9 protein-coding genes are annotated in these 13,858 nt (G+C 45.6%); all 9 read right to left on the bottom strand.

Annotation, left to right across the window (positions count from 1 at the left end; genetic code table 11):
* Positions 1-162 precede the first annotated feature (162 nt).
* On the bottom strand, positions 163-2,469 hold the full coding sequence (locus ACO1R6_RS23210) for a DUF7133 domain-containing protein (protein WP_486267815.1): 2,307 nt from the start codon (positions 2,467-2,469) through the stop codon (positions 163-165).
* A gap of 336 nt (positions 2,470-2,805) precedes the next feature.
* Positions 2,806-3,870 carry a LacI family DNA-binding transcriptional regulator gene (locus ACO1R6_RS23215; RefSeq protein WP_486267817.1) on the bottom strand — a complete coding sequence of 355 codons (1,065 nt, stop codon included), beginning with the start codon at positions 3,868-3,870 and terminating at the stop codon, positions 2,806-2,808.
* A gap of 520 nt (positions 3,871-4,390) precedes the next feature.
* Complete coding sequence (locus ACO1R6_RS23220; RefSeq protein ID WP_486267819.1) at positions 4,391-5,449, bottom strand: formylglycine-generating enzyme family protein; 1,059 nt, start codon at positions 5,447-5,449, stop codon at positions 4,391-4,393.
* Positions 5,450-5,482: 33 nt separating this feature from the next.
* Complete coding sequence (locus ACO1R6_RS23225; RefSeq protein WP_486267821.1) at positions 5,483-7,117, bottom strand: arylsulfatase; 1,635 nt, start codon at positions 7,115-7,117, stop codon at positions 5,483-5,485.
* Positions 7,118-7,349: 232 nt separating this feature from the next.
* Entirely contained in the window at positions 7,350-8,795 is a 1,446-nt protein-coding gene (locus tag ACO1R6_RS23230; RefSeq protein WP_486267823.1) for an arylsulfatase, read from the bottom strand.
* Positions 8,796-8,825: 30 nt separating this feature from the next.
* Complete coding sequence (locus tag ACO1R6_RS23235; protein WP_486267825.1) at positions 8,826-9,869, bottom strand: RagB/SusD family nutrient uptake outer membrane protein; 1,044 nt, start codon at positions 9,867-9,869, stop codon at positions 8,826-8,828.
* Entirely contained in the window at positions 9,817-10,356 is a 540-nt protein-coding gene (locus ACO1R6_RS23240; RefSeq protein ID WP_486267827.1) for a RagB/SusD family nutrient uptake outer membrane protein, read from the bottom strand. Before ACO1R6_RS23240 ends, ACO1R6_RS23235 begins: the two co-directional genes overlap by 53 nt.
* A 12-nt stretch (positions 10,357-10,368) precedes the next feature.
* Complete coding sequence (locus ACO1R6_RS23245) at positions 10,369-13,464, bottom strand: SusC/RagA family TonB-linked outer membrane protein (protein WP_486267829.1); 3,096 nt, start codon at positions 13,462-13,464, stop codon at positions 10,369-10,371.
* 146 nt (positions 13,465-13,610) lie between these two features.
* The gene (locus tag ACO1R6_RS23250) at positions 13,611-13,766 is read right to left on the bottom strand and encodes a hypothetical protein (protein WP_486267831.1); all 156 of its coding nucleotides are present in this window, start codon (positions 13,764-13,766) and stop codon (positions 13,611-13,613) included.
* Positions 13,767-13,858: the final 92 nt, after the last annotated feature.

The raw sequence follows: 13,858 nt of genomic DNA on the forward strand, positions 1-13,858 counted from the left end.
TTAAGTTAATACTTAATATCAAACCGATTAAATAGAATAATTCACCCAGAATAGTTAGAAGGCACCCATTAAGGATAAGTTTAGATAATTGAATGCGCTATGTGGCACGATAACCCTTTTTAGGTATTATATAGGACTTGGCTTTTACTTTAAAACCAATCACTAATGAGGTGTATTTTTTGCCAGCTCTTCAACGGTAAATGCCTGCTGTCGGCCAATATATTGCTTCCGGACATTACTTACATCTTCGCCAGTAACTTTATCGGCATTATTGCTCCAAGATTTTCTGATGAAACTTAATAACTGGGCTATATCATCTTCTACCACATCTGGGTTATAGGCTATGCCGGGCATTTCGCCGCTTACTTCAGGTACTTTATATACGGTGCCGTTTACTTTAACCGGGCCGGTTAAGCCAAAGAGTACAATAGAAATTAACCGGTTTTTATCGCCGGTAACCCATTCCGATTGGTTTAACGGAGGCGCCAGCATCTTTACCCCATTACCGTCGGCACCATGGCAAGCCTGGCAGGTTGTTTTAAAAAGGTTAGCTCCCCGCGGAAACTCTTTTAGCAAGGCCAGGGTATTGCCGTTTTGTTTCGAGTTTTGGATATCCGCCAGCACTACATTCATTCGTTTATACATTAAGGTATTGGGGCTTAAGCCCGCCGCTTGCACCTCTTTCATAAATGCAGTTTCTTTACCCCTTACATTACTGATTACAGCATCTACCACATATTTATTATTGGGGTGCGCCAGCATTATTTTCTTTAGTATGCCGTTGGCCGCCACTTCGTTTAAGGGTTGTAAGCTTTGCACCAGATAAGCTACATAAGGTGCCGCAAGGGTGTCTTTTTGGCTGACCATTTGGGATAATACTGGTATAAATTGCGGGTGATTTTGCTGGTTAAGGACAGCCGGGAGCACACTTAAACCTTGCATGCGCAAAGCCCAGGAGGTATTTTGAAGCAATGGCATTACATCGGTAGGCTGCAGCGCACCTAAGCCTTCTAGTGTCCAGAGGGCATGCACCACCAATAATGGCTGCTCGGTTTGGCTTAAGGCTTTGCGCAAGGCCGGTACCGCCTGTACTTGCCGCCGGGAAATTAATAATTGCTGGGCAAAATCGCGCACCCAACCGTTGGGGTGGTTTAATAGCTTTACTAACTGCTGCGGATTTTTTGGGAAAGTAACAGATTGGGCTTTACTATTTTTTGGCACTACCTTATAAATACGGCCGTGAGTTAATGGTTGACTTAAATTGCGGGTCCGGATTTCTTTTTTGAGGTAAGACGTTAAAAAAGCTTTGTGCTGAATAATGCCGCGATACATATCTACTACGTATAAAGCGCCATTCGGACCATTATACAGGCTTACCGGCCGGAAACGTTCATCGAAACTGGCCAGAAATTCCCGTTGCTGGTAAGCTTGTTGGCCGGCTGTTTCGTAACCTTTTTCTGTTAAAATATTACGTTTAATGAGATTGGCCGCCGGCTCAGCCACAAAGGCATTGTTGGCGTAAGCATCGCCAAACAAATCGCCGCGGTATATTACCGGGCCACAGGCCGCCGTAAAGCTTACCAGCCGTTTTTGCTCATCCAGGGTGCCTTCTTTATACCCTCTGTTCACGCCTGGCGTAGGCCGAATAGGGTAAACTTTGTTATCAAACAATATTTTTTCGCTGAAACCGGCTACACTGCGCATGTTATTATTTTCGGCGCCAAAACCAGGTGCAAAATAATCGCCGAGCAGGTTTTGGGTATTATTGTTAAAATATAAGCGGCCGTGATTATCCTGGGTTAAGCCCCATTGCCCGCGTCGGTGTGTGCGCTCTATTACCCACTTACCGGCAATCCGGCGGTATCTGCGGTCCGAAGCAGCACTGTAAATCCAGTTATCCAGGGCAGGGTACAAGCCATTGGCCTGGCTTTCGGCATTGCCGCCTTCGCCGTACGTGGGGTCTACTAATATTTTTTTACCAGGCTTGTCGTTTTTAATTTCATAGTACCAAAGCCGGGGCGGTTCTATTACCAGTATGCCATCTTCTACGAGGCACATGCCCCGGGGCAATACCAGCGAATCCAGGAAAACTTTCCGGTCATCGGCAACTCCATCTTTATTTTTATCCGTCAGAATAACAATTTTGCCCTTGGGTTCATTCTCGCCGGTGCCCAAGGTATCGGGCATGTAGCTTTCCATTTCTACCACCCACATGCGTCCTTTGGCATCAAACGACATGGTAACGGGGGTGCTAATCAGGGGCTCGGCGGCTACTAATTTTACCTCAAAACCATCTTCTACCCGCATCAGGCCCAGCGATTCTTCGGGAGAATAAACTGGCGAAACATCAAATTTATCGATGGTTTTGTTCACAACCGCCTGCTCGGTTTTATTTAAATTTTTAACTTGGCATTGCGTGAGGATGCCACCCACTAAGCTTAAGAATACGAAAGAAAGAATTTTTCTCATGGTTAAAATAATGTTTTACCCACCCAAAAAGTCGTTATCAGTTTAAATATCACCTTCGTTGTAATAGCAAGTTTTACCCCTAAATAGCGCGTCACCAACATTGTTACACGGGTTTACTTCTGTTAATCAGGAAAAACGCTTTAAAACAAACGTTTAAAAGAGAGATTTAATTTAAAATTAACTGCTTGGCACTTAAATTTAAATAAAATATCGTGTACGTACACGAAAATATAATAAATATTTGCGCATGAAGCTAAATTATCGCCTTTATAGCGCTTATGTATCAACAGGAAAGAAAAGAATGCGGCAGCTAAGGTTATTTAGTTGAAAGAAAATTTAATTAACATAGAATTCGTAATTTTCTTTTGTAATGATATCAATAGGCATATACACCACCGGATCGACGGGCGCCGACAGTACAAGATAATTAAACAAGGCCATAATACCTTTATACCCTTGCACTTCCGGTTTTTGGCAAATTAAATAATCTATCACTTCTTTTTCGAGGTATTCCACGTTTTCGGCCAGGTAATCATACCCAATTACCAATATATCGCTAAGTCCGGCTTTGGCTAAATATTTCGATACGGTTGCTACTCGGGAATTGGTCACAAAAACGCCCTTAATGTTTTTGTATTTCCCAAACACGTCGGTCAACTGCAGTTCTACCGCTGCGTATTCGGTTTGCTTAATATCTAGTTTAACTATTTTGCGGTCTTGCTTTTTATCAACAAAATAGCTCCGGAAACCTTCTTCTTTTTTAAGCAAATGGTGGTGGTTCTCAATCTCTTTCGAAATATTCAGGATTAAAATCCGGCCTTTTTCTTCGATGCTTAAGTTGGCTAAATGCGCCGCTAAATAACCACTTTTATACAAATGCGGACCGATGTAACAAAGGCTATCCTGGGTGGGCAAATCAGAATTTATAAATACATAAGGAATTCTGAGTTTTTTGCAGTTTGCCGTAAAATTGATGGATTCTTCGATAAAAGAAGGTGCCATAATAATACCATCAACTTTATTCTCTAAAATAAGTTTGGCTTGCCGGGTAAATGAGCTTTTATCGTTTTGGTCAAAGCAATATTCTTCTACATTAAAACCGTGCAAACTTACTTCGTTGGCCGCTTTTTTGATGCCATCCAGCGGTGCTTGCCAGAAGGCGGTTTCGTCGGATACAGCCGGAATTAAAACGGCAATTTTGTAAACTTTTTTGGAAGCTAAACTTCGGGCCAGAATATTGGGTTGATAATTTAATTCGTTTACAATGGCCATTATTTTTTCGCGGGTGGCATTGGAAACTCCGGCCCTATTGTGCAAAACCCTATCTACGGTACCCAGTGAAACGTTGGCCCGAAGGGCAATTTCTTTTACGCCCACTACTTCAGCGCTTTTCTTTTTCATTAACTTCGTGTGCCCCTTTAAAAATAAGCAGCGGTATTTTGGTATAAATAAATGATAGTTTGCGGCCTGTGTTGGTTGATTAATGATTGGTTCTAAAACAAGGCGTACCAATCAAACATAAGCTACAACAAATTTAATAAAGCTAGTATTTACCAGCTACTAAACAGTACTGTTATTTAATTGATTACTCAAATGATGCTTAAATTTTAGAACCAATGCTCCCATAATATTAACAGCATTATCATTTGGTAAACCACACAAAGTGCATATTAAATAATTTTGAGCAATTGAAAGGTAAAAAAGAAATAAAATCAAAAAATAGAAGTGAATATTTATGTTGAAAGGCTAAAATGTATCTGAAGGTTTGCGGGCTAGAAGTTTAAATTTAACGGGTAAATTAATTTAACTCATTAAAATAATAAGCTAAACTTCTTTGCCACAAAAAAAATACAGGGGTTCACTCAACCCCTGTGTGCTAGAAATATTTATTTCGGACAGAAAATAGCGGCAGATAAATTTACTATCCTTTTTTATCGGGTCCTCCGTCTTTTACACACCGGAAACCTAAGTTGTTGGCGGCACTCGAAATTTCGCCGTTGCCCCGGCTGGCGGGTTTGTAACGCACGCAATATTGGTCTGAGCACAAGAATGAGCCGCCGCGCTGCACCCGTTTTACAGCGCCTGGTTCTTGGGGGTCGTAGCTATCTGCGGGCCCTTTCGGATTTAACCGGGGGCTTTGCTGGTAATAATCGGGCCGGTAAAAATCCTGGCACCATTCCCAAACATTACCTTCCATATCAAATAGGCCAAAGCCGTTAGCCGGAAAAGATTTTACCGGGGCAACGGTAATAAAGCCATCTTCGCCGCTGTTTTTATCCGGGAAATTGCCCTGGTAAATATTGGCTACCCATTTACCTTCTGGCTTCAGTTCATCGCCCCAATAATATTTACGACGGCCTTTGCCACCCTGGGCCGCGTACTCCCATTCGGCTTCGGTGGGCAAGCGTTTGCCGGCCCATTTGGCGTAGGCAGCAGCATCTTCGTAACATACCTGCACCACCGGGTCGTTGGGTTTGCCCGCTATAGAACTGCTGGGCCCTTGCGGATGCCGCCAACTGGCGCCGGGCACGTATTGCCACCATTGCAAAGGATTATCGAGGCTTACTTCCTGGGCCGGCGGTGTAAATACCCCCGAGCCCGGCACCAGTTTATCGGCCGGCACCCCCGGAAAATCAGCCGGGTTCAAGGCCCGCTCGGCTACTGTTACGTAGCCGGTAGCTTTTACAAACCGGGCAAATTCGGCATTGGTAACCTCGTGTTCATCCATCCAAAAACCGCTTACCTCTACCTCGTGTACGGGCTGGGCATCCGGAAAATTGGCATCATCGGAGCCCATCCGGAATTTACCGGCGGGTATATAAACCATTTTGGCCGGAATGGTATCGGTTACCGGCGGCACTACTACCTGGTTGGCCGTTACCTGTTGGGTTTCAGGAATATTTTTTTGGGTATCGGGCTGGCAAGCGGCCAGCCCGATTAAAAGAAATCCAAAGGAATAATATTTTAAAGATTGGTGCATTTTGTACTAAATAAAAACCAATTTAGTAATAATTTATTTAACTGCTGGTGCGGGTTTGATTTTATCCCACTCCACTACCCCAGCCCGCTTAGCCCAATTGTTGTATAAACCGATTAATTCTTTTAGTTTTTCGGGGTGCGCCTGGGCCTGGTTTTGCAGTTCGGTGCGGTCGCGGCCCACGTGATAAAGCTCCCATTTATTTTCCGGATACATAGAAACCAATTTCCAATCGCCCTGGCGTACGGCCCGGTTACCCTGGTGCTCCCAGTACAGCACGTCGTGCCCTTTCCAGGGTTTACCTTCCAGCAAAGGCCGCAGCGATATGCCTTCGGTTGGCAATATTTTATTCTCTTTTACCTGGGTGGGGTATTTTACACCGCCAAAGTCGAACAGAGTAGATTGAATATCGATGAGATGTGCCGGATTATCGGCAATGCGCCCCCCTTTAATTTTACCCGGAAACCAGGCAATAAACGGCGAACTGATGCCGCCTTCGTGCTCCCAGTGTTTAAAAGAGCGGAAAGGTGTATTACTTACGTTGGCCCAGTTATACTCATAAGAAATATAAGATTGCGGGCTGTCGTGCGGTTGCGATTTAACCAATTGCGCTACTGCTTCGGTTTGGCTGGCTGCCCGGAAAGGATATTCGTGACTGGCGCCGTTATCCGACATAAACAAGATTAATGTATTCTGGTCTACGCCTAGTTCTTGCAATTTAGCTACAATGCGGCCAACGTTGTAATCTATGCGGTCTACCATGGCGGCAAATACGGCCATTTTTAAGTCCCAGGCTTCTTTTTCGGTTTGCCGCATCTGGTTCCATTCCGGAATAAGCGAATCGCGGGGTGATAATTTCCATTCGGGTTTAATTAAACCTAACTTCAACAATTTTTGATAACGCGCCGACCGGACTACCTCCCAACCCTGGAGGTATTTACCCCGGTACTTGGCCACGTCCTCGGCCCGGGCCTGTAGCGGAAAATGGGGCGCATTAAAAGCCGTGTACAGAAAGAATGGCTTTTTGCTGCTTTTAGTCCCATCCAGAAAACGCAACGCATGATTTGTAAAATCATCGGTCAGGTAAAAATCAGCCGGTTTTTTTTCGGTTGTGTAGTTTTCTTGTTTTTGCCCATTCAGCACAAAAAAGCTTTGCGCTTTTAACTCGTACGGATGCGGATAAAAATAATTACTTGTGCCGCCAATCAGGGCAAAATACTGGTCGAACCCACGGGCGCCCGGCCATTGGTCCGGCTGGTTACCTATGTGCCATTTCCCCGACATGAGGGTGGTATAGCCTGCTGTTTTCAGGCCTTCGGCAATGGTAATAACGTTTTTATTCAGAAAGCCCTGGTACTGCGGATTGCCCAAATCGGCATTCATGCTGCCGACGCCGGCCTGGTGGGGGTAAACGCCCGTCATGAGCGATGCCCGGGAAGGGCAGCAGCGGGAAGTATTGTAAAACTGAGACAAGCGCAAGCCGTTTTGGGCTAATTTATCCAGGTTGGGCGTCGGAATCTCAGATCCAAAGCAACCCAGGTCTGAGTATCCCATATCATCCACCAAGATTAAAACTAAATTTGGTTTTTTAGTACTGGATTGCGCCTTGCCCGTTAAGGCAATAACCAGCAGGCTGCCAATTAAAATTGGCCATTTAAATATTTTTAGCATATAATTTTTTAGTTAGAAAATTGTGGTGTTCTAAATGCAGTTTATACCGAAAGCAATTAACCCTATCTTATACCGTAAAACACTTTTCTAGTCAGCCTGAAAGGATCTTGTGTTTAGGAAAGTTATAAGCTTTCCTAATCTTCACCTGTAAGTTAAATTAATCAATAGATCCTTTCAAGACAATAACCCTTATAGGGTGTAGTATTATGAAATAGGGTTATCCCATTAGGTATTAATTTTTGGGGGCAACTGCCTGGTGGTGCCAGGCCGACCAATCGAATAATTTATTTTGGGCGGGTGTTTTGGTTCTGGCCAATACGGCCAGTAATTCCCGGATTTTGTCGGGATAAGTTGCCGCCAGGTTTTGTTTTTCGCCGGGGTCTTTGCCCAGATGGTATAGTTCCAGCACCTCAGGCTTGTCTTCAGACTTAAAACGCAGCAGCTTCCAGTCTTTTTGAATAATAGCTTCTTTAAAAGCGCCTTCTTTAAACTGCCAGTAAAGGTATTCGTGTTGTTTGGGTTGCGGCTTACCAGCTAAAGTTGGGGCAAACGAAATACCGTTAATATTTTCCGGAACCGGCACACCGGCCAGGGTATTCAGGGTAGGCAATATATCCCAGAAAGCCCAGGGAATATCGCTGGTACGGCCGGCAGGTACTTTGCCGGGAGCCCGCACGAGTAAGGGCACCCGAATACCGCCTTCGTATAAATCGCGTTTAATACCGCGCAACGGACCGCTGCTGTTAAAATATTCCGGGTCCCCGCCGCCTTCACGGTGCGGCCCATTGTCGCTGGTAAAGAATATATAGGTGTTATCGTCCAGCCCTAACTCTTTTACCAACCGGGATATTTGGCCTACGTCCTGGTCCAGCTTGTTAATCATGGCGGCAAAGGTAGCGTGCGGTTTGTCCTGGCTGTCGTAGTTGCCGGTTTTATGAATAAAAGGTGTTTCGGGCCCGAACTTGCTGCTGCCGTCGGCATGCAGGAAAGGCTGCAAATATTTCTTCGGCAGCTTTAACTCGGCGTGCGGAATAGTAACGGGCAGGTATAAAAAGAAAGGTTTATCTTTATTATCCCGCAGAAAAGCCTGCGCCCGATCCATAATCAAATCGTGGGTGTAAGCGGCCGTATCGGTGGTCACCTTCTGCATTTGCCGGTTCTTCACTTCGTACAGCCGGTCGGTGTAATAATCGTGCGCGTGCCCTTGATTCAGGTAACCAAAAAACGCATCAAAGCCTTTTTTTTCCGGCGTGCCGGAAGAGTTTTCTTCGCCCAAACCCCATTTACCAAACATACCGGTAACATAGCCGCTGGCCTGCAACCGCTGCGCCAGGGTTATATCCTGCTCCCGCAACGATTCGCGGCTGTTGCCTCGGATATACGCATGGCCCATGTCCAACCCCGTCATGAGGGCGCAGCGAGAGGGCGCGCATACCGTACTGCCGGCATAAAAGCGGGTAAATTTGGTTCCTTCTTTACCCAGCCGGTCAATATTGGGGGTTGGTATAGGGCTGCGCTGATTATAGCTGGTCAGGTTGCCGTATCCTAAATCATCGGCCAGAATAAATATAAAATTGGGCTTTTTGTGCCTGGACTTCGTCTGCGCCTGGGTAAAGTGGCTAAATAATATTTGCCCAAGAAATAAAGACCAGAATATTGGTAATATTTTCTTTTTCATTTTTAAAGTTGGTTAGAAACACTGCCTTATTTAATTGCCGTAGCCCGGATTCTGCGCCAGCGCGGTATTTTCCTGAATAGCAACCGAAGGCACCGGCCATAAATAATCGCGGTTAGGGTTAAATTTACGGGTATCAATCCGTTGACCTTTATTATTATAAATATCGGTATTTAGTACCTGATCTGCTACTTTCCAGCGCCGGATATCGTAATAATATAAGCCTTCACCGGCCAGTTCAATGCGTCGCTCGTGCCGGATTTCCTTTCTTAATTGTTCCTGGCTCAGGTTTAAGGGCAAATCTGGCATTTTTACCCGCCGCCGCACCAGGTTAACGGCTTCGTACACCGAGGCATCTGGTCCGGCTACCTCATTCTGGGCTTCGGCATACGTCAGCAACACATCGGCATAGCGTAGCAAAATATAATTTAACTCCGATTGATCACTGGTGGGGGCTACCGTAGGTATTTCGTTGTCTTTGTAAATGGTATATTTTTTTAGACCATACCCGGTGCGGGGATACTGAACGGCTCCTACCTTAGCGCCTTTGTACTGGCTACCTTCCGTAATAATAGTGGCCAAAAACCGGGGATCGCGGTTTTGGTAAGGTTTGGCCGGGTCATAAACGGCGGAGGTGGCAATGGGTTTACCATCAGTGGCATAATAATCATTTACTAAATCGGGCAGCGGGGCTACACTGTTTTGCTGGTCCAGGTTAATATCCAGGGAATGCGTAAACTCCGGAAAACGAAACTGCACATCAAAAACCACCTCGGAGTTGCCTTCGTTTTCGAGGTAAAACAAACCGCGGTAATCCGGAAATAAAGTATACGTTTTCTGGTCGATTACCTTCTTAGCGGCGGCGGCGGCTTCGGCCCAACGGCCGGCATACAACAGTATCCGTGCCCGGAAGGCTTGCACGGCTCCCCGCGTTACCCGGCCTTTTTCGGAGCCGCTATACGTAAGGGGCAACACATCGTCGGCGGCGGCTTCTTCCAAATCTTTCAGGATCTGGGTTAGTAACTCATCGGCCGAATTGCGCGGCAAAGTGGATTGGACGGCAAAAATTGGTAGCATCGGTAATTAAAGGGGCACCGCCGTATAAATTCCAGAGCGGAAAGTAAAAGACAGCCCGCAGGAATTTGGCCTCGGCTTTGTAGCGTTTTTTCAGCGTCTCATCCATAGGTACCTGATCAATATTCGCCAAGAAATTATTGGCCCGACCAATACCGCGATAAGCGCCGTTCCAGGTTGTATTAATGATGCCGGTATTAGCCGCGTTGTGTACGCCGGTAGCTATCAGGTTAAAGGCCCCACCAAAGTTCAGCGTATTAGGCGTTAGGCTCTCAAAGAAAATTGGGTTACCGCCCCCGTACAAGCTGCCGTGCAGCAAGGCGGCGTAAGTTCCGTTTAGGGCAGCTTCGGCTTTTTCGCGGGTGTTCCAATAGCTTTCCTGGGTAAACCGGTCGGTGGGCGTTACTTCCAGAAAATTATCGCCGCAGGAAAACAAAGAAAATATCAGGGTGCTATATAAAGTGCTATAAAATATATAAGGCTTTTTCATGTTAACTGTAGCTTAAAAGGTAATATTAATACCGGTGGTCAGAATTTTGGTATTCGGGTATTCAATCAAGTCGCCGCGGGTAACGTTGCGCTCCGGATCACTGAATTTAAACTGGGTAAAAGTGAGGTAATTCTGGGCATTCACGAAAACCTTCAGTTGCTGTAACCGGGCGCGCTGCAGCCAATGGGCCGGTAAACCGTAGCTAACCTGCAGGTTTTTCAGGCGCAGGTAAGACGCATCCCGAATCCAGAAGCTGGAAGTTTGGAAATTCTGCGGATAACCGTTAGAAGTGGTTAACCGGGGTAATGGTGCGTTCGGGTTTTCGGGCGTCCAGGAATCAGTTAGCCATTCTGGGGTAACCCCCGCCCCGTTTTTATAGGGTTGCGCCAAATTTCCGGTCAGGTAAGTGTCTACATCCTGCACGCCCTGGAAAATGGCCGAAATATCCAGGTTTTTGTAGCCGGCTCCTAAGGAGAAACCATAGGTATAAGTTGGTATGCTGTTGCCAATAATAACCCGGTCGTTGTTATCAATAATTTTATTGCCGTCGATATCTTTATATTTCAGGTCGCCGGGTTTGGTAATGGCATTCTGAAAGGCATGATTTTTTATTTCTTCTTCGTTCTGGAAAATACCTTCGGTCTGCAAACCAAAGAAGGAATTAATGGGCACCCCAGCTTTGGTAATGGTATTGCCGCTGTAATAAACCTGACCTTTTACATCCAGTACCTTATTTTTAATATAAGTAGCATTGGCATCCAGGTTATAACGGAAATTACCAATTTTATCACGATAACCCAACGTAATTTCTACCCCTTGATTTAAAACGCTGCCAATATTCCGGAATGGGCCGGTTAAGTTACCTACCTGGGCCGGCACGCTCACCTGCCGCAGAATATCGGTGGTTTTTTTACGGAACCAATCCAGTTCAAAGCTCAAACGGTTGTTAAACAGCCCGCCTTCCAGGCCCACATCGGCAATGGCCGTAGATTCCCAGGTAATATTGGGGTCGCTTAACTGGGTAATAGCCGCCCCGCTCACCACCGTGTTGTTAAAGTTGTAATTCTGACCCAGGGCAATGGCATCTACGTAACTAAACAAAGAGATAGCCTGGTTGCCGAGCCGGCCGTAAGAAGCCCGCAGTTTTAAATTATTCAGGGCAGATTGGTTTTTGAGGAAATTTTCTTCGCTCATGCGCCAGCCTGCCGAAAAAGACGGAAAAAAGCCCCAACGGTTGCCTTGGGCAAACCGCGAAGATCCATCGTACCGGAAATTGGCTTCGAGCAAATATTTCTCGCGATAGTTATAGTTAATCCGGCCAAAATAAGAAGCTAAACGCGACCTGCCGGAAGAACCGCCCACTTGCGGCGAAGATGATCCGGCATCGAGTTCAGTTAAGTCGTTACCCAAATAACCCTGGTTATAAGCGGTAAAGCTGCCATTGCTGAACGTTTCGATGCTGAACCCTAGTAAAGAATTTAACTGGTGCTCGCCCAAAGCTTTATCCCAGGTTAGCGTATGAAAATTAGTCAGGTTTAAGCTTTCCTGACTGGTCTGGCGCTGGCCCCGGGCCGGCACATTACCAATAGGCGTTTGTACCCCGGTTTTGGGATGGGTCAGGTTAATTTGCGGATAAGAAAACTTTTCGCTGCCGAACAGAATATTGGCCGCCACGGTAGTTTTATAACGAATATTAAATGGCAGACTTACTTCGGCAAATAAATTGGCTAAGGTGCGGTAAGAGTTATTTTTCCGGAAACCCTCGTTTGATAAAGCAACCGTATTGCGGAAGAAATTATGGCCCGGCACACGTATCCACTGGTCGGCGTAAGAACCATCCTGGGCGTAAGGCACCTGCATGGGCAATCCCCGGAAAGTTAAACCTAAAATTCCTCCTTCTCCGTTACCTTCGTCGGCGGTATAAGCACTTTCGCGGTTATTCCAAAAGGTACCGACCAGGTTAGCTCCTATTTTTAAATGTTTAGTTACATCTGCGGTAACATTGGTATTAACCGAATACCTTTTACCCAGGGTACTAATCATAATTCCCTGCTGATCCAAATATCCCAAAGAAACCGAGAAAACGGTTTTGTCGCTGCCACCCGAAAAACGCAGGCTATGTTCCTGAATGGGCGCCTGGCGGAACATTATATCAAACCAATCGGTATTCGGATATATATAAGGGTAGGTACCAGTTTTATATTCGTCGATCAAAGCCGGGCTGTATTCGGCCGGTTTGCCTTCGTTGGCCAAAGCCCGGTTTTTCCCTTCCATGTACTGCACCGAGTTGGTTACTACCTCGGGTAATTGCGTAGCTTCCTGCTGACCGTAGTAATAATTATAATCTACCTGAAATTTGCCTTTCTGGCCGCTTTTGGTTTTTACCAGAATTACACCGTTGGCGGCCCGGTTGCCGTAAATAGCCGCCGAAGCGGCATCTTTTAAAACCGTTATGCTTTCAATATCATTCGGGTTAATATTACCCAGCGGAAATTCCACGCCATCTACCAGCACGAGCGGGTTATTATTATTTAGTGTTCCTACCCCTCTAATACGAATATTAGCATTATCATCTCCCGGCCGGCCTTTGGTTTGGTTGGTGTAAACGCCCGGTAGGTTTTGTAACGCCTGCGTGGAATTAGTTATGGGCCGGTTGGCCAGTACTTCTTTATCTACGGTGGCCAAAGCGCCAGTAACATTAACTTTTTTCTGGGTGCCATAACCCACCACCACTACTTCTTCCAGGGCTTTGGCATCTTCGATTAAGGTTACCCTAAAAGTGGTTTGATTGTTTATAGGTACTTCCTTTGTTTGGTAGCCAATAAAAGAAAACACCAGAATGCCGTTTCCTTCGGGTACGGTTAAAGTAAAGGTACCATCAATGTTGGTAGCAGCACCATTATTTGTTCCTTTTAAGACTAACGTAACACCGGGCAATGGTTCTCCGGCCGCCGAAACAACTGTACCCCGCACTTCCTGGTTAAGTTTGGCGGGTTGCCACGTTAAATGAAATATTGCTGTACCGGAAAAAGTGGCCGCCTGAACGGCCGTGCCGGAAAGTGAAAACAATAGCATTAACTTACTACTCTTTAGTAGCAGCTTTTTCATAATTTTACTAATTTTGATTTTACATTTATTTCCTGTGCTTTCCCGGTTGCTGCCTAGTCCAGAGGCGTGATTAGCCGGGAAAGCCTTTTTTAGTACCGGCACCCATTCTGCTACCCGGCACTTTATTTATATTTTGCGGCTTTATTTCATAGGCAGTCTTTTTGCGGTTTCTGAATTGAATCTTTTAGCGGAAACTGGTCGAAATAGTCTTCGGTTGGCGGTAATATTTTTAAAAGACCAGCATATTTATGCAAGCCCAATAACAAGGTTATAAATAAAAGAAGAGATAATGATTCCTGCATTTTAAGACGTTTAAAGCTTCGGATAATAATTTGGCTAATACAACTGCAAATGCATTAAACCAGCACTTGCTTAAACTACCAGCAACAACAAC

Source organism: Adhaeribacter sp. (genome assembly GCF_057359045.1).